This window comes from Kitasatospora sp. NPDC056138 (assembly GCF_042264695.1).
GTDB lineage: Bacteria > Actinomycetota > Actinomycetes > Streptomycetales > Streptomycetaceae > Kitasatospora.
In genome coordinates, this window is sequence record NZ_JBHJVK010000023.1 from 1 (window position 1) to 20,118 (window position 20,118).

Annotated in this window: 20 protein-coding genes; 6 read left to right on the top strand and 14 right to left on the bottom strand. The window is 72.5% G+C overall.

The genetic code is table 11. The features are described 5' to 3' along the window. Positions 1-216: 216 nt before the first annotated feature. From ACFC1R_RS16470 to ACFC1R_RS16480, 3 genes are all read right to left on the bottom strand, one after another. Positions 217-1,026 (bottom strand): DUF3710 domain-containing protein, encoded by an 810-nt coding sequence (locus ACFC1R_RS16470; RefSeq protein ID WP_375939044.1) that lies wholly within the window; start codon positions 1,024-1,026, stop codon positions 217-219. Positions 1,027-1,100: 74 nt separating this feature from the next. Further along, on the bottom strand, positions 1,101-1,568 hold the full coding sequence (dut, locus tag ACFC1R_RS16475) for a dUTP diphosphatase (protein WP_375939046.1): 468 nt from the start codon (positions 1,566-1,568) through the stop codon (positions 1,101-1,103). Further along, complete coding sequence (locus ACFC1R_RS16480; RefSeq protein WP_375939194.1) at positions 1,565-2,107, bottom strand: PaaI family thioesterase; 543 nt, start codon at positions 2,105-2,107, stop codon at positions 1,565-1,567. Before ACFC1R_RS16480 ends, dut begins: the two co-directional genes overlap by 4 nt. A gap of 292 nt (positions 2,108-2,399) precedes the next feature. On the opposite strand from ACFC1R_RS16480, the gene ACFC1R_RS16485 reads away from it, so the two are divergent. After that, on the top strand, positions 2,400-2,849 hold the full coding sequence (locus ACFC1R_RS16485; RefSeq protein ID WP_375939048.1) for a DUF3093 domain-containing protein: 450 nt from the start codon (positions 2,400-2,402) through the stop codon (positions 2,847-2,849). A gap of 304 nt (positions 2,850-3,153) precedes the next feature. Here the strand turns inward: ACFC1R_RS16485 and ACFC1R_RS16490 are convergent, their stop codons facing one another. The 4 genes from ACFC1R_RS16490 to ACFC1R_RS16505 form a co-directional block, all read right to left on the bottom strand. After that, on the bottom strand, positions 3,154-3,450 hold the full coding sequence (locus ACFC1R_RS16490) for a DUF4193 domain-containing protein (RefSeq protein ID WP_045305571.1): 297 nt from the start codon (positions 3,448-3,450) through the stop codon (positions 3,154-3,156). Between the two features lie 570 nt (positions 3,451-4,020). After that, entirely contained in the window at positions 4,021-4,995 is a 975-nt protein-coding gene (locus ACFC1R_RS16495; protein ID WP_375939050.1) for an acyl-ACP desaturase, read from the bottom strand. A 317-nt stretch (positions 4,996-5,312) separates the two neighbouring features. Next, positions 5,313-6,629, bottom strand: coding sequence for a sensor histidine kinase (locus ACFC1R_RS16500; RefSeq protein ID WP_375939052.1), 1,317 nt, complete (start codon positions 6,627-6,629; stop codon positions 5,313-5,315). 97 nt (positions 6,630-6,726) lie between these two features. After that, positions 6,727-7,380 (bottom strand): response regulator transcription factor, encoded by a 654-nt coding sequence (locus tag ACFC1R_RS16505; protein WP_375939054.1) that lies wholly within the window; start codon positions 7,378-7,380, stop codon positions 6,727-6,729. Between the two features lie 510 nt (positions 7,381-7,890). Here ACFC1R_RS16505 and ACFC1R_RS16510 point away from each other — a divergent pair. Beyond that, positions 7,891-8,076 carry a hypothetical protein gene (locus ACFC1R_RS16510; RefSeq protein ID WP_045305567.1) on the top strand — a complete coding sequence of 62 codons (186 nt, stop codon included), beginning with the start codon at positions 7,891-7,893 and terminating at the stop codon, positions 8,074-8,076. A 246-nt stretch (positions 8,077-8,322) separates the two neighbouring features. On the opposite strand, the gene ACFC1R_RS16515 is transcribed toward ACFC1R_RS16510, so the two are convergent. Next, complete coding sequence (locus ACFC1R_RS16515; RefSeq protein WP_375939056.1) at positions 8,323-9,126, bottom strand: inositol monophosphatase family protein; 804 nt, start codon at positions 9,124-9,126, stop codon at positions 8,323-8,325. 130 nt (positions 9,127-9,256) lie between these two features. Further along, positions 9,257-10,393, bottom strand: coding sequence for a ferrochelatase (locus tag ACFC1R_RS16520; RefSeq protein WP_375939058.1), 1,137 nt, complete (start codon positions 10,391-10,393; stop codon positions 9,257-9,259). A 127-nt stretch (positions 10,394-10,520) separates the two neighbouring features. Between ACFC1R_RS16520 and ACFC1R_RS16525 the strand changes: the two genes are divergently transcribed. Beyond that, positions 10,521-11,771 (top strand): MFS transporter, encoded by a 1,251-nt coding sequence (locus tag ACFC1R_RS16525; protein ID WP_375939060.1) that lies wholly within the window; start codon positions 10,521-10,523, stop codon positions 11,769-11,771. Positions 11,772-11,954: 183 nt separating this feature from the next. Beyond that, positions 11,955-13,268 carry a D-arabinono-1,4-lactone oxidase gene (locus ACFC1R_RS16530; protein WP_375939062.1) on the top strand — a complete coding sequence of 438 codons (1,314 nt, stop codon included), beginning with the start codon at positions 11,955-11,957 and terminating at the stop codon, positions 13,266-13,268. A gap of 12 nt (positions 13,269-13,280) precedes the next feature. Here ACFC1R_RS16530 and ACFC1R_RS16535 read toward each other — a convergent pair whose 3' ends face one another. Next, entirely contained in the window at positions 13,281-14,132 is an 852-nt protein-coding gene (locus tag ACFC1R_RS16535) for a hypothetical protein (RefSeq protein WP_375939064.1), read from the bottom strand. Positions 14,133-14,568: 436 nt separating this feature from the next. Between ACFC1R_RS16535 and sepH the strand changes: the two genes are divergently transcribed. Further along, positions 14,569-15,627, top strand: coding sequence for a septation protein SepH (gene sepH / locus ACFC1R_RS16540; RefSeq protein ID WP_375939066.1), 1,059 nt, complete (start codon positions 14,569-14,571; stop codon positions 15,625-15,627). Positions 15,628-15,757: 130 nt separating this feature from the next. Here the strand turns inward: sepH and ACFC1R_RS16545 are convergent, their stop codons facing one another. After that, positions 15,758-16,648, bottom strand: coding sequence for a sulfurtransferase (locus ACFC1R_RS16545; protein WP_375939068.1), 891 nt, complete (start codon positions 16,646-16,648; stop codon positions 15,758-15,760). 149 nt (positions 16,649-16,797) lie between these two features. On the opposite strand from ACFC1R_RS16545, the gene ACFC1R_RS16550 reads away from it, so the two are divergent. After that, positions 16,798-17,529, top strand: coding sequence for a VOC family protein (locus ACFC1R_RS16550; protein ID WP_375939070.1), 732 nt, complete (start codon positions 16,798-16,800; stop codon positions 17,527-17,529). Positions 17,530-17,620: 91 nt separating this feature from the next. Here ACFC1R_RS16550 and ACFC1R_RS16555 read toward each other — a convergent pair whose 3' ends face one another. From ACFC1R_RS16555 to ACFC1R_RS16565, 3 genes are read right to left on the bottom strand one after another with little or no spacing between them, the layout of a single operon-like run. After that, positions 17,621-18,277 (bottom strand): thymidine kinase, encoded by a 657-nt coding sequence (locus tag ACFC1R_RS16555; RefSeq protein WP_375939072.1) that lies wholly within the window; start codon positions 18,275-18,277, stop codon positions 17,621-17,623. A 43-nt stretch (positions 18,278-18,320) separates the two neighbouring features. Then, a complete protein-coding gene (locus ACFC1R_RS16560; RefSeq protein ID WP_375939074.1) occupies positions 18,321-19,484 on the bottom strand; it encodes an alkaline phosphatase family protein in 1,164 nt (387 codons plus the stop codon). A gap of 15 nt (positions 19,485-19,499) precedes the next feature. After that, positions 19,500-20,090 (bottom strand): DUF5998 family protein, encoded by a 591-nt coding sequence (locus ACFC1R_RS16565; protein WP_375939076.1) that lies wholly within the window; start codon positions 20,088-20,090, stop codon positions 19,500-19,502. Positions 20,091-20,118 lie beyond the last annotated feature (28 nt).

A 20,118-nucleotide genomic window follows, 5' to 3' on the forward strand; every position in this document is an offset into this window, starting at 1 on the left:
TCCTTCAGGCCGCCTTCCAGCGGGCCCTCCGGGCGCTTCGTTCTTTCGTGTTTCCAGCTTATCAGATGTTTTCCGCTCCGTTTTCCGGAGTTTCATTCATCGGACTCGCTTTTCTTCGCCCCTCTCGGTGCGACTCCGGAACTGTACGGGGATCGGCCCTCCACAAGCAAATCGCCCCCGCCCGGGGTTCCGGGCGGGGGCGATCGGCGAACGGGATCACCGGACCTCGGTGATCTCCGGGCCACGTGCGAAGGGGTCGAGCGCGGTGCCGCCGAAGCGGGAACCCTCGCCCTCGGCGTCGGTGATGCCACCGTCGGCGACCATCTGGGCGTCCTCGGGGAGCTTCAGCACGATCGGGTCGCGCGGTGCCATCGGGGTCTCACCGCGGACGACCACGGTCTGGCGGAAGACCTGCTCGAGGATCCCGGCCATCTCGGGCTGCACCGCGGCCTGACCGGAGATCACGCCGCGCAGGAACCAGCGCGGTCCGTCGCAGCCGACGAAACGCACCAGCTGGGCGCCCTGGGTGCCGTCGGGCAGCTGGACGGGGACCTGGGCGCGGAGGTGCCAGCCCAGCGGGCCCTCGTCCTCCTCGACCAGTCCGCCCTGCTGGGTGATGCCGGTGGCGATCTCGTCGCGGACCTCACCCCAGATGCCCTCGGACTTGGGGGCGGCAAAGGCCTGCAGCTGGATCGCGCTGTTGCCGAGGACCAGGGTGGCGGCCACGATCGCGTCGCCGGCCACCTCCACCCGCAGCTCCATGCCCTCGACGCCGGGGACCAGGAGGCCGCCGAGGTCGACTCGGCCTTCCTCCGGGTTCTCCAGCTCGGAGACGTCCCACGGTCCGTCGGGGCGCGGAGCCGGCGGCAGGCCGACCCGGTCCGCCGGGTCCTGCTCGGTCACGTTCTCGCTCTCGGAGTCGGCGGAACCTTCGACGCCATCGGCCGTCTCGTCGGCGCTGATGGCATCGTCGGCGAGCTGCTCGACAGCGTCCTCGCTCTTCTGGCGACGACGGAACACGGTCACTGTCCTTCCCGGTCCAAGACCCCGGTCCAAGACCGAAGCGAATACCTGCTCGGCTACTGCGAGCCGCGGGCATGCTAGACCGCGGCGTGACCACCCGTCGATCCGAACCCGCCCTCGGCGCGTGCCGACCCGGGCAGTTCCGTCACCTCGTGGAAGCGCGCCTTCTCGACCTGCTGGATCACCAGCTGGGCGATTCGGTCCCCGCGACGGAAGCTGACCCCCTCGCGCGGGTCCAGATTGACGACGATCACCTTGATCTCACCACGGTACCCGGCATCGACGGTCCCTGGGGCGTTCACCAGTGCAACACCGCAACGAGCTGCGAGACCCGAACGCGGGTGCACGAAGGCGGCGTAACCGTCGGGGAGGGCGATGGCGATGCCGGTGGGGAGCACGATGCGCTCCCCGGGGGCCAGCTCGGCGTCCACCGTGGTGCGCAGGTCGGCACCGGCGTCGCCGGGGTGCTCGTACGCCGGGAGCGGCAGCTCGGGGTCGATCCGGGTGATCAGGACGTCTACCGGCGGGCGGGCGGTGGGGCTCACGGGTTCACCTCAAAAGCTCTGGAGCGCTTCAACAGATCCGAGTCGTCGAGGACCTTCTTGATGTCCTCGGGACGACCGTGCTGGGTGAAGTGTTCCAGCTTCACCTGGATGAAGAGTGCCTGAGCCCGGATCGCGACCGGTCCGTCCGGGCCGCCGATCCGGCCCTCTGCCGCGCTGTAGATCTTGCGGCCGTGCACACCGGTGACCCAGGCGCGGATGTACAGCTCGGCGTCGACCGGGACGGGGCGGACGAAGTCGGTCTCCAGCCGTCCGGTGACGGCGGGGGCGTGCAGCAACCAGTTCAGCGTGCCGAGCGTCTCGTCCATCGCCGTCGTCAGTACGCCGCCGTGGGCCAGCCCCGGGCCGCCCTGGTGGCTGGGCCTGACCGTGAAGCGCGCCGTGACGTCCAGCCCCTCCCCCGCCACCGCACTCAGCTGGAGTCCCTGGGGGTGCTGTGGTCCGCAGCCGAAGCAGTGGTCGTAGTGCGAGCCGAGCGGCGTGCCGGGGGCCGGAGCCTCGGGCGCCCGGGACGGCAGCACGGCATCGGCCGGCGGGGTGGTCGGGGAGGGGGCGGTGGCAGCGACAGCGGGCTCGTCCGAGCCCTGCGGCGCAGGCGGGGAGGCGACAGGTCCGTTCACAGGCGCGACCCTACCGCCGGGTAGTTGAAAGCCGACAGGAGGTTGTTGAATCCAGGACGGTCGAATCGGGACAGCTCGGACACGCGACCGGCACACCCCGGACGCGCAGGTGAGGGCACCGACGGCAACCGGACCGGCGCCGACACCCGGGGGCGGGGCCGACCGGGCTGTGACCGGCGCACACAATGGGGGCATGTACGACGAACGCCTCACCGTCCCCCGCTCCTGGTGGCTGCTCCCGCTCGCGGCAGGCCTCTCACTCGCGCTCATCCTGCTGCGCTTCAGCGCGGTGGGCGCCCTGATCGGGCTGGTCGTCGGCATCGTGGCGGCGGCGGCCGCACTGAGCAACTACGGCTCGGCCCGGATTCGCGTGGTCCAGGGCTCACTGGTGGCCGGGCAGGCCAGGATCCCGGTCGAGGCGCTGGGCGAGGCCCACCCGCTGGACCGGGCCGAGGCGGTGGCCTGGCGCGGTGTGAAGGCCGACCCGCGCGCCTTCATGCTGCTGCGCAGCTACATCCCGACCGCGTTGCGGGTCGAGATCACGGACCCGAGCGACCCGACGCCGTACGCCTACCTCTCGACCCGCTCGCCGGAGCGGCTGGCGGCGGCCCTGGCCAAGGCCCGCCAGGGGGACGAGAGCTGACCGGCCCCTTCCGGGGTGCCGGGACGGGCGGTGCGGGCGTCGGACGGGTGTGCGGGGCCCGCCGTGACACGTACGGGCCCGTGGACGGATGGCACGTGCGGGCCCGGAAACGGAGGAGGGACGGTTCCGCTGGTGCGGGACCGTCCCGGTGCTCCGGTGAAGAAGGCCGTGTGCAGGGGGCTCCTGCCGGTGCGATCGGCGGCGCGATCGCGGTTTCTGCCTCCGGCCGAGGCGTGCGGGGCCGGACGGGGCGGCTTGCCGGGCCGACGGAGTCCGCCGGGCCCGGGGCATGCCCGCATGGTGCCTATTCGCAGTCTCGGCAGATCGGCTGGCCGTTCTTCTCGCCGGCAAGCTGACTGCGGTGGTGTACCAGGAAGCAGCTCATGCAGGTGAACTCGTCAGCCTGCCGAGGAAGCACGCGGACCGACAGCTCCTCGTTCGAGAGGTCGGCGCCGGGAAGCTCCAGGCCCTCGGCGGCCTCGAACTCGTCGACATCGACGTTGCCGCCCGACTTCTCGTTCCGCCGAGCCTTCAGTTCCTCGATGCTGTCCTCGTTGAGGTCGTCATCGGTCTTGCGTGGGGTGTCGTAGTCCGTTGCCATTTTCGCTCTCCCCCTCTGGGTGTGTGCGGTATCTCCAGCGCACGTAACGCATGGGGGGTCGGTCTTGTGCCCGACCCGAGGCGGAGATTGTGCCTTACTTCAAGCCTTGTTACTCAATCGACACCCAGCGGCGGAGCCGTTGGAGTGATCGAGTACGGTTCCGAGTGTCTCACCCAGCGCCGCCGAACCGCTGCACCGAGGCCCGCCGACCCGTCGCACCGACCGGGCCGGACACCCCCGCTCCGGCGGCAACTCCCCTTGTCAGCAGAGGCATTGACAAAAGGTCGACAAATCTCCACAGGTGATCTCCGAGCCCTGTCGGCCGGGTCGGCGGACGATCCGGCGGTCACGGTGAGCAATCAAGCGGTCGTGCCACACGTTCGGATGTGAGCTTGGTCACATCCGGGACTTTTCGGGCAAAAATCGGGGAAATCGCCCGCCGTATGTCACCTGCCCGGCGGCTCCGACAGGGCCGTCCGGGGGTGTCCGGACGGAGCCCGGAGCGTCCCTTCCAAAGCCCCGGGGGTCACCGGAGCCACCGGAACCGCCCGGGTCCGCCGGACCCCCGGCTCACTTCCGCGCGGCGTTGGCGGCCCGGCGGGCGAGCAGGGCGGCCTGCCGCTCGTCGAAGCGCACGGCCTGGGCGTGCAGGCCGTCCAGGAAGACCCCCAGCTCCTCCTGGGCCCTGGCTCCGTCCGGGCCCAGACCGTCGATCTCCATCACCTTGAGGTGGCGCAGCACCGGCTGCAGCACGTCGTCGTGGTGGATCCGGAGGTTGTAGACGCCACCGACGGCGATCTGCACCGCGGAGCGCTCGAAGCCGGGCATGCCGTGTCCGGGCATCCGGAAGTTGGTGACCACGTCGGCGATGGCCCGCATCGCCTGGTCGGGGGCGAGTTCCAGGGCGGCCTTCAGCAGGTTCCGGTAGAAGACCATGTGCAGGTTCTCGTCGTTGGCGATCTTCGCCAGCAGCTGGTCGCAGAGCGGGTCGCCGGCGAAGTGGCCGGTGTTGCGGTGCGAGATCCGGGTGGCGAGCTCCTGGAAGGCCACGTAGGCGACGGACTGCAGCATGCTGTGCGCGTTGTCGGACTCGAAGCCCTCCGACATGTGCACCATCCGGGCCCGCTCCAGCTCCACCGGGTCCACCGCACGGGTGGCCAGCAGGTAGTCGCGGATCGCGATGCCGTGGCGGCCCTCCTCGGCGGTCCATCGGTGCACCCAGGTGCCCCAGGCGCCCTCGCGGCCGAACATGGTGGCGATCTCGCGGTGGTAGCTCGGGAGGTTGTCCTCGGTCAGCAGGTTGACGACCAGCGAGATCCGCCCCAGCGGGGTGATCTTCGACTGCTCTATCGACCAGGCCTCGCCACCGAGCACACCGTCGAAGTCGCGGCCCTGGCTCCACGGGACGTACTCGTGGGGCATCCACTCCTTGGCGACCTTCAGGTGGCGGTTGAGCTCGGTCTCCACCACCTCCTCCAGCGCGAGGATCAGCTTGGCGTCGGTCCAGGCGTTCGAGGCTGTGCGCTGCACGGGTGCGATGGTCACGGCTGGTGCTCCTGAGGGCGGGCAGGGACGGGTGGGACGCACTGAGAGCCGGGCGGGGCCCGCTTGGGGGACGGGACCGGGGCCGGGGCCGGGCGGAGCCGGGCCAGAGGCGACTCACTTACGGCTGCGTAGGTTACGTAACCGTAAGTTGTTCCGGCGGCAAATGACAAGCCGCCCCTGCCAGGGCTTATGTCGTCTTGACGAACCTGGCAGGGGCGGCGGTTGATGGTCCGCGCACGGAGCGAATCGGACCCCGGGCGCGGCGGGGTGCGGGCCCGGGAGGGCGCAGGAGGCCGTCCAGCGGCCCGGGGAGCGGGTCAGGCTCCGGGGATCCGCACCCGGATCGTGAGGCCGCCTCCGGAGCGCGCAGTGGCCTCGATGGCCCCACCGTGCGCCCGGACCACCGAGCGGACGATGGACAGACCCAGACCCACCCCCTTGTCACTGCGGGTCCGGTCGGCACCCTTCACCCGGCGGAACGGCTCGAAGATGTGCTCCAGCTCGTACCCGGGCACCACCGGTCCGGTATTGCTCACCACCAGCTCACCCGCCCCGCCCGCCACCACCGTCGTCGTGATCTCGACCCAGCCGTCCGCCACGTTGTACCGCACCGCGTTCTGCAGCAGGTTCAACGCGATCCGCTCCAGCAGCACCCCGTTCCCCGACACCGTCACCGGCGTCAGCGTCGAACGCAGCTCCACCTCCCGGGTCCCCGCCTCCGGCCTGATTTGCTCCAACGCCCGCAACGCCACCTCGGACAACTCCACCGGCCGCCGATCGGTCAGCTCGTTGTCACTGCGCGCCAGCAGCAGCAGCCCCTCCACCAGCTGCTCACTGCGCTCGTTGGTGGCCAGCAGCGTCCGGCCCAGCTGCTGCAGATCCAGCGAGGCGTTCGGGTCCGACAGCTGCACCTCCAGCAACGTCCGGTTGATCGCCAGCGGAGTCCGCAGCTCGTGCGACGCGTTCGCGACGAACCGCCGCTGCGAGTCGAACGACCGGTCCAGCCGGTCCAGCATCTCGTCGAACGTGTCCGCGAGCTCCTTCAGCTCGTCATCCGGCCCGTCCAGCTGGATCCGCCGGTGCAGGTCCGACGACGCCACCTCGCGGGCCGTCCGGGTGATCCGGCCCAACGGGCGCAACACCCGCCCCGCCATCGCGTACCCCGCCACGAAAGCGATCACCGCCAGGCACACCAGCACCGTCAACGACTTGCGCAGCAGGACGGTCAGCGCCGCGTTGGACTTGAGCTCCTGCATCTGGACCAGCTGGTCGTTGAACTGCTGGGAGGTCACCACCCGTCCGTTGACGGTGGCACCGCCCTGGTCGAACCCGAAGGTCGGCAGCAGGGCGTCGTGGAAGGCCTGCCGGACGAAGAAGTACATCAGCACCAGCAGGACGACTCCGGCCATCAGGAACATCCCGCCGTACAGCAGGGTGAGTCTGATCCGGATGGTCGGGCGCAGCTGGAGCCAGCTGAGCAGGCCGTCACCGGGGGTGTAGGACGTGCCGTGCTCGGACCCGCCGGCGGGCTGCCGCACGGCGGCGGCCGGCGAATGGGCCGGCCTGGGCGGTACTGGGACCGGGCCGCCGGCAGGCGTGCCGGGGGCCCCGCCGGCGGGGGGCGGGGTGGTCATGACGTTCCTCTCCGGGCGGTGCGCTCTGAGGTGGTACGGGGGGTCGGCGGGTGGCCGACCCCGGTGGCCCGGTCCTTGCGGTCCGGGGTCTGGCGGCTCAGATCCGGTAGCCCGAGCCGGGGACGGTGACGATCACCGGCGGGTCGCCGAGCTTGCGGCGCAGGGTCATCACGGTGACCCGCACGACGTTGGTGAAGGGATCGGTGTGCTCGTCCCAGGCCTTCTCCAGCAGCTGCTCCGCCGAGACGACCGCGCCACCGGCCCGCATCAGGACCTCCAGCACGGCGAACTCCTTGGGCGCCAGCTGGACGGTCCTGCCCTCCCTGAGCACCTCCCGGCGGCCGGGGTCGAGCGAGATGCCGGCCCGCTCCAGGATCGGCGGCAGCGGGACGGTCGCGCGGCGGCCCAGTGCACGTACCCGGGCGACGAGTTCGCTGAAGGCGAACGGCTTGGGAAGGTAGTCGTCGGCGCCGATCTCCAGGCCCTCCACCCGGTCGCTGATGTCGCCGGAGGCGGTCAGCATGATCACCCGGGTGGCGAGACCCTGCTCGACGACGCTGCGGCAGACGTCGTCGCCGTGGACCAGCGGGAGGTCGCGGTCGAGCACGACGACGTCGTAGTCGTTGATCGCGATGCGCTGGAGCGCAGCCTCACCGTCGTACACCACGTCCACGGCCATCGCCTCGCGGCGCAGGCCGGTCGCGACGGCTTCGGCGAGCAGCTGCTCGTCCTCCACGACGAGTACCCGCACGATGGTTGTCCCTTCTTCCTGAGCGGCCCCGCCGTGCGAGCCCGAGCGGGCCGTTGTGCGCCGGGCGCGGAGCCGAAGCGTCCTGATCCCCCGGGCTGGCATCGGCCCGGGAGCCGGCACACGGATCCGACGGTGTTCCCATCCTGCCTGGTCCGCCGGTAAAGCAGCGGTAAGCGGCCGGGGCCCCGGCGCCGGACGGATTGAAACGGTAGGGCGCTCTGCCGATTGGACTGTGACGCGGGCAACTTTCTCGGATCGGAAGGTTTCCCGCCTTCGCCGGTGGGGAGGACAGCTGCACACCCGCGATCGGGCCGAGCGCCGATCGCAACCACCCGCCGTGCGTTCATCCGCACCGGCTCAGGGGACCAGGTGTCACCGGGAGCGGCCCAGGGCCGTCTCCGCGCCCGACCGGAGAGCAGCAGCTCGGCTGGGGCGTTTCCGTTGACCGCCGTCCTCCCCGTCGCCGGGGAACGCCGGACCGTGCCCGTCCGACACAGCAAGGGGGCTCGTATGGACGCCTTCACCGCCGGAATCCTGCAGCGCATACAGAACACCGAACAGGACCTCCACCGTGCACTGGAGGCCGGTGACGACTTCTTGGCCGAGGTCGAGCAGTCCGAACTGGACGATCTGCGCCGTCTCGCTGCCGAGCACGGCATCGACCCGGTGCGCGAGATCCACCGCTCAGCCGCCTGACCCGACCCGACCCTCAGCGGTCACGGCGCGTTCGCACCACCACTCACCCCGAGAGCCGTCCGGGGCAGCTGAAATCCAGGCCCTGGCACAGCTTCCGTGTGCCAGGGCCTTTCGCTCGCCCGCTGCGCCTGCCCGGTGCACGTGCGCACCACGCGTGCCCGGCGTGCTGCCGCACCGGGCTGCTTCCGTACCCGATCGCCGTACCCGACTGCCGGGCGGGACTACCCGGCGCCCCGGTCCAGCCGGTCAGTCGTGCCAGGCTCCGAGGGCCTCCAGCCGGGACTGGAGCGGCTCGAAGACGCCTGGCGGCGCGGCGACGGCGAGACCGCCGTCCGGCCCCTTCCCCGGACGCCCACCGGCCAGCGCCCCCGCCTCGCGGGCGATCAGCACCCCGGCGGCCATGTCCCAGGGCTGGAGTCCGCGCTCGTAGAAGGCGTCCAGCCGGCCGGCCGCGAGGTCGCAGAAGTCGACGGCCGCGGCACCGGCGCGGCGGATGTCGCGCACCTCGGGCATCAGCTCCAGCAGCACCTGTGCCTGGTGGGCGCGGACGTCACGGACGTAGTTGAAGCCGGTGCCCACCAGTGCCTGGCCCCAGGGCGGCGCCGGGCGGCAGGAGATCGGCGTGCCGTCGAGGCGGGCGCCGCCGCCGAGCACCGCCTGGAAGAGCTCGCCCCTGGCCGGGACGGCCACCACCCCGACCACCGCCTGCCCGTCCAGCTCGGCGGCCACGCTGACACCCCAGGAGGGCAGCCCGTACAGGTAGTTGACCGTGCCGTCGAGCGGGTCGACCACCCAGCGGACACCGCTGGTGCCGGGACGGTCGGCGCCCTCCTCACCGAGGTAGCCGTCCTCGGGACGGCGCTCGCCGATCAGCTCCAGGATGAGCTTCTCGGAGGCGAGGTCCATCTCGGTGACGACGTCCACGGGGCTGCTCTTGGTCGCGGCGACACCGAGGTCGGCGGGGCGGCCGTCGCGGAGCAGGGCGCCGGCTCGGGTGGCCGCCTCGACGGCGACGTCGAGCAGTTCGGCGAGCAGCTCGGGATTGGGCATGGGATTCCTTCCGGCGGGTGTCGGCGGTCGAACGGGCGCCCGACGGTCCGTCCCGGGCCCGCGGCCGGCCTTGGCGGCCCGAAGGCGCACGGCCGACCGGCGAGCCTGGCACACGGCGCCCGGCGGGGCGTCAGATCTCGGCCACTGCGGGCCGGGCAGCCCGCGGGTTGGGACAGCAGGCGACGGCGCACACGTCGTGGCTGGGGCCCAGCGCGCCGAGGGCGCAGCGCTCGGCGGGCAGGCCGCGCTCGACGGCGGCACGCTCCAGGAGCAGCTCGCGGACGGCCGCCGTGAAGCGGGCGTCGGCCCCGACGGTGGCGGCCCTGGCCACCGGCAGGCCGAGTTCGGCAGCCTTGGCGACGGCCTCGGTGTCGAGGTCGTACTTGACCTCCATGTGGTCGGAGACGAAGCCGATCGGAACCATCACCGCCGCCGGGACGCCCGCCGCGTGCAGGCTCTCCAGGTGGTCGCAGATGTCCGGTTCCAACCACGGGATGTGCGGGGCGCCGCTGCGGCTCTGGTAGACCAGCTCCCAGGGGCGGTCGGCCACGCCGGTGGCCTCCTCGACGGCCGCGGCGATCAGCCGGGCGACGTCCAGGTGCTGGGCGACGTACGCGCCGCCGGGCCTGCCGCGGGCGGGGTCGTCGGGGGCGCCGGAGGTTTCGGCCATCGCGTCCGGGATGGAGTGGGTGGTGAAGGCGAGGTGGGCACCGTCGCGGTCCGCGGCGGGGAGCTCGGCGAGCGCCGCCAGGGTGGCGTCGACCATCGGCCGGACGAACCCCGGGTGGTTGTAGAAGTGCCGGAGCTTGTCGACGCGCAGCTCGGGCAGCCCCTCCTCGGCCAGGGCGGCGAGGGCGTCCGCGAGGTTCTCGCGGTACTGGCGGCAGCCGGAGTACCCGGCGTACGCGCTGGTGGCGAGGACGGCGATGCGGCGGTGGCCGTCACCCGCCAGCTCGCGCAGGGTGTCGACCAGGTAGGGGGCCCAGTTGCGGTTGCCCCAGTAGACCGGCAGGTCCAGGCCGTGCTCGGCGAAGTCCTTGCGCAGCGCGGCGAGCAGTTCGCGGTTCTGTCCGTTGATCGGGCTGACCCCGCCGAACAGGAAGTAGTGCTTGCCGACCTCGGCGAGCCGCTCCTTGGGGATGCCCCGGCCCCGGGTGACGTTCTCCAGGAACGGCACCACGTCCTCGGGGGCCTCGGGGCCGCCGAAGGAGAGCAGGAGGAGCGCGTCGTAGGGCGCGGGGTCGGTGGGGGTGCGCGAGTCGGACATGGCTCCGATCCTGCCACCACCCCGTCGGCGCACGGCGGCAGGTCTGCCCGATGAGTAATCGTTTGCCATAGTTCGTAAGCTGTCCATGCGACTCGTGTTCCTTACCCCCATCCCAGCGGAGCCCCGCGTGCTGTCCAGTTACCGCCAGATCTTCGCCACCCCCGGCACTCTGGCCTTCTCGTCCGCCGGCCTGATAGCCAGGCTGCCGATCTCGATGACCGGGATCGGCATCGTCACCATGCTGTCCCAGCTGCGCGGCTCGTACGGGATCGCGGGAGCCGTCTCCGCCGTGCTGGCGCTGTCGGCGGCGGTGCTCGGCCCGCAGGTGGCCCGGCTGGTGGACCGCTACGGACAGCGCCGGGTGAGCCTGCCCGCGACCGGGATGACCGTGGTCGCCGCGGTCGCCCTGCTGCTCTGCGCGCGGATGGAGGCCCCGGACTGGACGCTGTTCGTCGCCGCCGCCGGCATGGGCGTGATGCCCAGCACCGGCTCGATGGTCCGGGCCCGCTGGGCCCACCTGTACAGCGGCGAGCCGCCCAAGCTGCACACCGCGTACTCGTTCGAGGCCGTGATGGACGAGGTCTGCTTCATCGTCGGCCCGATCCTCTCGATCGGTCTGGCCACCTCGGTCTTCCCCGAGGCCGGCGTGCTGCTGGCGGGGCTCTTCCTGATCAGCGGCGTGGTGCTGTTCACCGCGCAGCGCCGTACCGAACCGCCGGTGCACCCGGCCGCGCACCGTTCGGGCGGATCGGCGATCCGCTCGGCCGGCCTGGAGGTGCTGGTCCTGACCTTCGTCGCCACCGGGGCGATCTTCGGTTCGGTCGAGGTGGTGACCGTCGCCTTCGCCCAGGAACAGGGGCACAAGGCGCTGTCCAGCCTGGTGCTCGCCGTCTACGCGCTGGGCTCCTGCCTGGCCGGGGTGGTCTTCGGGACCCTGAAGCTCAACGGTTCGCTGGCCGGCCGCTTCCTGGGCGGGGTCGCCGTGATGGCGGTCGGCATGGTGGTGCCGCTCCTGGCCGCCGCCTGGCTGAGCGGCAGCGCCGGTCTGGTCGCGGTCGGCGCCGCGCTCTTCGTGGCCGGCATCGCCATCTCGCCGACCCTGATCACGGCCATGGCCCTGGTCGAACGGCTGGTGCCGGCCGCCCAGCTGACCGAGGGCATGACCTGGACCACCACCGGGCTCGCGCTGGGCGTCGCGCTCGGGTCCTCGATCGCGGGCTGGGTGGTGGACGCCGCGGGCGCCCCCACCGGGTACTGGGTACCGGTCGGCGCCGGCCTCTTCGGCGCCCTCACGGCCCTGGCCGGGCTGCGCCGGCTGCGCTCCGGCCTGGCCGCGGCCGACGGAACCGTCCCCGCGGAGGCGGCCCTCCAGCACTGAGCCCCGAGGCACCCGTCGGCCCGGCACCCCCTCCGGGGAGCCGGGCCGATGGCTTCCGGAACGCCCCGGACAGCCGGTGGACGACCCATGGACCTGGGTCGGACGAGTGGCTACGCTCCCCCTACTCAGTGGTAGGACGTGCTCGGGGCCAGCCGTCCCGGCACCGGAGCAGGAGGCACCCGTATGCCGCAGGCCAGTACCGCCCGCTGGAGCAACTGGGCCGGAAACCAGAGCGCCCGCCCCGCCCGGGTGGTCGCCCCGGCCTCGACCGCCGAGCTGGCCAAGGAGGTCCTCCGGGCGGCCGAGGAGGGCCGGACGGTCAAGGCGGTCGGTTCGGGCCACTCCTTCACCGCGATCGCCTCCGCCGGGGACGGCGTCCTGGTCAGGCCCACCGCGCTGACCGCCGTGCGCGAGCTGGACCGTGCGGCCGGGACGGTCACCGTGGAGTCCGGCCTGCCGCTCGCCGCCCTCAACCGGCTGCTCGCGGCGGCGGACCTCTCGCTCACCAACATGGGCGACATCGAGGTGCAGACCGTCGCCGGGGCCACCAGCACCGGCACCCACGGCACCGGCCGGGACTCCGGCTCGCTGGCCGCCCAGATCAGGGCGCTGGAGATCGTGCTGGCCGACGGCAGCGTCCGGACCTGCTCGCCGGCCGAGGATCCCGAGCTGTTCCAGGGCGCCCGGCTGGGCCTCGGCGCACTGGGCGTGGTCAGCGCGCTCACCTTCGGCGTCGAACCGGCCTTCCTGCTGACCGCCCACGAGCAGCCGATGCGCTTCGACGAGGTGCTGGACCGCTTCGAGGAGCTCGCGACCGTCAACGAGCACTTCGAGTTCTACTGGTTCCCGCACACCGAGCTCTGCTCCACCAAGCGCAACAACCGCAGCCAGGGCCCGGCCCGGCCGCTGCCGCCGGTCAGGGCCTGGCTGGAGGACGACTTCCTCTCCAACACCGTCTGGGAGGGCGTCTGCCGGATCGGCCGGAGCCTTCCGGCCGCCGTCCCGGCCATCGCCCAGCTCGCCGGGCGGGCCTGGTCCGAGCGGACCTACACCGATCTCGCGTACAAGGTGTTCACCAGTCCCCGCAGGGTGCGCTTCGTCGAGATGGAGTACGCCGTGCCGCGCGAGGCGGCCACCACCGTGCTGCGCGAGCTGAAGGCCCTGATCGAACGCTCGAACTGGCGGATCAGCTTCCCCGTCGAGGTGCGGACGGCGCCCGCCGACGACCTCTGGCTCTCCACCGCGAGCGGTCGGGACACCGTCTACGTCGCCGTCCACCTCTACCGGGGAACCCCCGAACAGGGCTACTTCACCGAGGTCGAGCGTCTGATGACCGCCCACCGTGGCCGCCCGCACTGGGGCAAGCTGCACACCAGGGACGCCGAGTACCTCGCCTCGGTCTACCCGCGCTTCGGTGACTTCACCGCGCTGCGCGACCGGCTCGACCCCGGGCGGCTGTTCGCCAACGCCTATCTGCGCCGGGTGCTCGGCCGGTAGGACAGGCAGCGCTCAGGGGGTCGCGGTGGCCCGGGACGTCTCGGCCACCCGCTCGGCGGTGCCCGCACCCGCGCCCTTGCCCGGGTCGGTGGTGGAGCCGGCGGCCGGACTCGATGCCGGGGCCGGGCTCACGGGCGTCGTGGGCGTCGGCGTGGGCGTCGGCGTCGGCGTCGGCGCCCAGGACGGCGAACCGCTCGGGGTCGAGGACGGTGCCGGGGAGGGCGAGAGCCGTCCGCTCGGCGTGGCCGCCGGGGTGCCGCCCGGCGTCGCGGAGGGCGCGACCGAGGGATCGGCGGTGCCCCCGCCGCCCGGGGAGTGGTCGGCGGGCGCCGGCGGTTCCGGCCGGCGGCCCGGGTTGAGCGAGGTTCCCGAGGAGTTGCCGTCGCCGGTGACGATGGAGTGCATCGGCTTGTCCGCGATCAGCTCCACCGCCAGGACCGGCGTCATCGCCAGGACGAAGACCAGCCCGGAGACCGCCGAGTACGTCTTCCAGGTCCAGCGCCGCCCGGCCCGGACGGTCCGCGGCTCGTTCCACTGCGGGGAGATGACCACCGGCCCGTCGGCCGGGACCTGCCGGAGGGCGTTGGCGGTGGCAGCCGGTCCCCGGTCGACCGCGCTGCGCAACTGCTCGCCGGTCCGCCTGAAGAGGTGCTGGAAGAGCGCGCCACCGGTGGTGGCTCCGACGCTGACCACCGCCGCGCCCAGGATCGTGCCGTACACGCCGAGCTCGGAGGCGAGCACCGCGCCGACCACCGCGGCCAGCGCGCTCGCCGCGACCTGAGTCATGCTCAGCTCGATCCGTGCACGTCCGGTCGCCGTCTGCTCGGCGGCCTGCGGCCCGCCCGGCTCACGCTGCTGCGGCATCAACATCCCTCGGTCGGTACGGCTCGACATCGACAAGTCCCTCCATCTTGCACAAAGAAGGACACAAGGGGCGAAAATACGGTTCTGAGCGGTCGATATATGTGAAGATGATCACCGTCCACTGATCGGGGGTCGGCCATTGGAGTGCCCGCCCTTGAGATTCCCGTGAATCGCGGGAGACTTGAGCGGCGAGCCGCCCCGCTGGATGCCACGAATGGAGTACTGTTCGTGGAGCCTGAGCCTCTGGTCAATGGATCGACAGCCCGTCAGACGGCGACCGGAACACTCGGGCGCGACATCGACCGGCGACGTGGCAAACAGGCAACCGTGCCATAAGGGCGGGTCCGGGCGAAAGCCCGACACGCCGGGTAACTCAGCAAGGTTGTGGCCACTCGCGAGTGGGCAGGCCACACTCAGTACGGGAGCAGCGACGCAGGTGACGTCGGCAGGCACCACCCGGGAGGTAACCGTGCCCGAACTGCGCGTCGTGGCGGTCAGCAATGACGGCACACGGCTGGTGCTCAAGGCTGCCGACAGCACGGAGTACACCCTCCCCATCGACGAGCGGCTGCGCGCCGCCATCCGCGGGGACCGGCCGCGCCTCGGCCAGATCGAGATCGAGGTGGAGAGCCACCTGCGGCCCCGGGACATCCAGGCGCGGATACGAGCCGGTGCCTCCGCCGAGGAGGTCGCCCAGGCAGCCGGCATCTCGGTGGACCGGGTCCGGCGCTTCGAGGGTCCGGTGCTGGCCGAGCGCGCCTTCATGGCCGAGCGGGCCCGCAAGACCGCGATCCGCCGCCACGGCGAGCCCACCGGGCCGCAGCTCGGCGAGGCCGTGGCCGAGCGGCTGGCGCTGCGGGCCGCGGAGAAGGACACCGAGCGGTGGGACTCCTGGCGCCGTGAGGACGGCACCTGGGAGGTCATCCTCTACTACCGGGCGGACGGCGAGGGCCGCAGCGCGAGCTGGACGTACGACCCGCCGCGTCGCCTGGTGCAGCCGAACGACGACGAGGCCCGCGCGCTGATCGGCGAGAGCGTCGAGCGCGAGGAGGACTCGGTCTTCCCGTTCATCCCGCGGATCGCCAGGCTCCCCCAGGACCGCCCGGCCCGCCCGATGATCGAGCGTCCCTCGGCGGACCGGATCATGTCGGGCCGCGAGGTCCGCGAAGCCACGGCCGACGGCCGGGATTCGCTGACCAGCCTGCTGGACGTGGTGCCCGCGTTCCGCGGTGACCTCGCCGTCCCGGCCGTGGAGCCGGTGCAGGTGGAGGAGGTCGAGGAGGCGGAGGAGCAGGCCGCTCCGGCGGCCAGTGTCGGAGCGGGCTCGGCGTACGCCGACATCCTGATGCCGCGCGCGGTCGCACCGCACCGTGAGCGACTGGTGGGCACGACCGACCGTCAGGCCGAGGCGGACGGCGTCCGCCCCGGACGTCGGGCCACCGTGCCGAGCTGGGACGAGATCGTCTTCGGCAGCCGCCGCAAGAAGCAGGACTGACGCAGGAAGCCCGGTCGGCCGGTCCCGTACGGAACAACCATCCGTACGGGACAACGGCACGTCTCTCCGCGGACGGTTCCCGCCCTCCGGCGGCCCGGCTGCCGGGCCGCCGGAGGGCGGGTCGCCGCGATCAGCCGGGCTGGTGACCGGTGGCTGCCGGGTTCTCCGGGTCGGCGGACCACTCGCTCCAGGAGCCCGGGTAGAGCGCGGCCCCGAAGCCTGCCACCGTCAGGGCCAGCAGCTCGTGCGCGGCGGTGACGCCCGAACCGCAGTAGACGCCGACCTCGTCGGCCTCGCGGTCGCCCAGGCCGAGGGAGCGGAAGCGCTCGGCGAGTGCGGCGGCGGGCAGGAAGCGCCCGTCCGGACCGAGGTTCTCCGTGGTGGGGGCGCTCACCGCGCCCGGGATGTGCCCGGCCCGGGGGTCGATCGGCTCGACCTCGCCCCGGTAGCGCTCGCCCGCGCGGGCGTCGAGCAGCAGTCCGGTGCGGGCCAGCGCGGCGGCCTGTCCGGCGTCCAGGGTGGGCAGTTGGCCGGGGACGGGCTCGAAGTCGCCCACCGGTGCCGGGGTTTGTCCGGTGCTCTCCGGCAGACCGGCCGCACGCCAGGCGGCCAGGCCGCCGTCCAGCACCCGGACGTCCCGGTGGCCGGCCCAGCGCAGCAGCCACCAGGCACGGGCGGCCGAGGTCGCGGGGCCGGCGTCGTAGACCACCACCGGGCGGTCTGCGCTCACTCCGGCCCGGCGCACGGCCGCGCCGAACACCTCGGGGTCGGGCAGCGGGTGGCGGCCGGCGGCACCGGGGGCAGCGGCCAACTCGGCGTCCAGGTCGACGTACTGGGCACCCGGCAGGTGACCGGCGGCGAACTCCCCGGCGCCGGGCGGACCGCCGAGCTGCCAGCGGATGTCGAGCAGGACCGGCGGGTGCGCGGAGTCGAGGGCCGTCGCCAACTCGGCGACGGAGACCAGCGGAGAACCGTCGAGCGGGCGGCCGGCGACGGAACCATCAGTGGATGCGGCTGTCATGACCGCCATTGTGGCGCGTACGACTCCGCTCTTTGTACGGTCTTTGCCTACTGCGCCGCGCGGTCAGCGGATTTCGGCGGCCCGAGGTGGAACCATCGCCCTGGGACGCGCGGCGGCCCTCGCCGACCGCCCCGGCGAGGAGGCACGCGATGACAGCGGTGACGGTGCGGCTGACCCAGGGCACGCCCTGCTGGGTGAGCCTGATGACCAGCGACCACCAGGGGGCCACGGCCTTCTACGGAGCGCTGCTGGACTGGGAGTTCACACCCGGGCCGACCCACCTCGGCGCCTACGCGCGGGCCACCCTGCACGGCGCCAAGGTCGCCGGAATCGGTGTCACCCCTCCGGGTCCCGGCCGTCCCGTCGAGTGGACGACGTACTTCTCGGTGGACGACGCCGACCTGGTCTCGCAGCGGATCCGCGAGTGCGGCGGCACGGTGGCGGTCGGCCCGCTGCAGGCCGAGCGGGCCGGACGGCTGGCGATCGCCGCCGATGTGTGGGGGGCGGTGTTCGGCCTCTGGCAGGGCGAGGAACACCTCGGCTGGGAGGTGGTCGACGAGCCCGGCGCCCCGGTCTGGAGCGAACTGCTGACTCCTGACGAGCAGTCGGCCGCCGCCTTCTACCGGATGGTGTTCGGGCCCAGCGTGCCCCAGCAGGACGCGACCGCTCCGCTGGCCGGAATCCGGCACAGCACCGACCTGCGGGACGGTCCGCCGCGCTGGCGGGTCCACTTCGCGGTCGGCGACGTCGACCTGACGGTGGCCCAGGCGGTGGCCCTGGGCGGCGCGGTGCTGGTGCCCCCGCACGAGGGCCCGGCCGGGCGGGTGGCCCGGCTGGCCGATCCGCAGGGCGGGCGGTTCTCGGTGGTCCAACTCCCCTGAGGCGTCCCCCGCGGCGCGGAGCACCTGCCCGACGGACCGTCACCGCTGCGCGCGGTGGCCGCACCCGGGGCGGGTGCCGTCCTGGCGGGTATCAGGGGCGCTGCTCCTCGAACGGGAGGACGTCCGGGGAGAGCACCGAGGTGCGGGCGGCGGCCGCGGTGAGGCGGCGGCGGTGGTGCCGGCGGCAGAGCACCTCGTAACCGACCTCGCTCTCGCTGACGGCGATGTCGCCGACCACGACCTGCGCGCCCTCGACGACCATCACGCCGCCGACGGTGCGGGCGTTGTGGGTGGCCCGGGCACCGCACCAGCAGAGCGCCTCGACCTGGAGGATCTCCACCCGGTCGGCGAGTTCGATCAGGCGCTGGGAGCCGGGGAAGAGCTTGGTGCGGAAGTCGGTGGTGATGCCGAAGGTGAAGACGTCGATGCTCAGCTCGTCGACGACACGGGCGAGTTGGTCGACCTGCTCGGCGTCGTAGAAGTTGGCCTCGTCGCAGATCAGGTAGTCGACCTTGCCGCCGGCCGAGAGCAGGTGGACCACGTAGGCGTGGAAGTCGAAGCCCTCGGTGACCTCGACGGCGTCGGCGCGCAGGCCCAGGCGGCTGGAGATGGTGGAGGCACCGGCCCGGTCGTGGCGGGAGAAGATGATCCCCTTGCGGCCGCGTGCGGCGTGGTTGTGGTCGAGCTGGAGGGCGAGCGTCGACTTGCCGCAGTCCATCGTGCCGGAGAAGAACACCAGGTCAGCCATGGGTGGAGCGGGGGCCTTTCGAAAGACTTCGGATGGGTGCGGGTCAGGCGCGGACTTCGAGCAGCGGCACCAGCTGCTCCACCGGGGTCATCGAGCCGTGCAGGCCGATCATCGAGGACTCGCCGGGCTCGTTGCGGGAGGCGATCACGGCGACGTCGTCCCGGGCGGCGGCGACCACGTCGCCGATCCGGTGGTAGACCCGGTCGTCGACCACGGGGCCGAACCAGCCGCCCGCTATCGCCTGGTCGCGGCTCGCCACCCACATCCGGTCGCCGAGCACCTCGCTCCAGACGGTGAGCACGTCGGCGGCCGCGCCGGGCACCGCGTACACGTGCCGGGCCCGGCCCTCGCCGCCGAGCAGGGCGACGCCCGCGCTCAGCTCCCAGTCCTCGTCGAAGTCGATCCGGTCCTCGGGGGCGATGTCGATCATGCCGTGGTCGGCGGTGACGTACAGCGCGGAACGCGGGGGGAGCTGTTCGGCGAGCCGCTGGACCAGGCGGTCCACGGCGTTGAGGGTGAGCCGCCACTCGTCGGAGTCGACGCCGTAGCGGTGGCCCGCCGCGTCGAGTTCGCTGACGTAGGTGTAGACCAGGGCCCGGTCGTGCTCGGCCAGCCACTGGGCGGCGACGTCCATCCGCTCCTCGCCGGTGGTGCGGCCGAGGAAGGTGCCGCCGGAGAGCGCGACCCGGGTGAGCGGGGTCTGGGCGAACAGCGGCGAGGACACCTGGCAGGTCGCCACCCCGGCCGCGTGGGCCTGCTCGAAGACGGTCGGGTACGGCTGCCAGCTGCCCGGCTCGACGTGCGGCTGCCACCGCAGCTGGTTCATCAGGTAGCCGGCGCCGGGGACCGCCACGGTGTAGCCGGCCAGACCGTGCTCCCCGGGGGTGCGGCCGGTGCCGACCGAGGCCAGCGAGGTGGCGGTGGTGGACGGGAACCCGGAGGTGATCGACCGGCCGCCCGGGACCAGCGAGTTGAGGAACGGCGCCCAGTCGGGGTGACGGCGGATCAGCTCCCAGCCCATGCCGTCGACCAGGAACACGCAGACCCGGTCGGCCGGGGTCAGCGGCAGCCCGCTCTCGAAGCCGGGTACGCCGAGCCCCGCCACCACGGCGGGCAGCAGGTCGGCCAGCGAGCCGTGCCCGTACGCGGGGACGGGGGCGTCGGAGGGGTCGAGGATCTCGAAGGAGTCGTAGTCGAGGTGCGACATCGGTGCCGTGCGCCCTCAGGCCCGGTTGGCGATGGTCGCCTCGGACAGGGCGCGCGCGAAGATCAGGGCCTGGGCCACCGTCTCCGGGCCGTCCCCGGCCTCGCTGACCCGCAGCGACAGGTCGTCGGCGGTGGCCGAGCCGGTGTAGCCGTGGTCGGCCTCGCAGTTGGGGTCGGAGCAGCCGGCCGGCTCCAGGTCGAGCCGCTGGACGGCACCCCAGCCGATGGTGAGCACCACCTCGCGGGGCAGCGTGCCCGGCGTGTACGTCTCGGGGTTGGCGACCATGCGGCTGAGCACCACGGAGTTGATCCGGTCGATCCGGACACACTCGGTGGAGGTGGTGGCGTACGGCACCGGGCTGGTGGCGTCGCCGGACTGCTCGTCGGTGTGGCTGACCACGAACCTGGACGGGGTGAGCACCAGCACCGTCACGTGCCGGCGCACCTCGTTGGCGTCGAAGGTGGTCTCCTGGTGCACCAGGTACGAGGTGATCGGCTCGGGGCCCACCGCGGACTCCACTGCCTCGGACACCAGGGCCGGGTAGTAGCCACTGCGCTCGATGGCCGAGCGCAGGTCCTGCGTGGTGGTGGTACCGGTCTTCGCCATAGCTCCATCCTGGCATGTCCCGCCGACG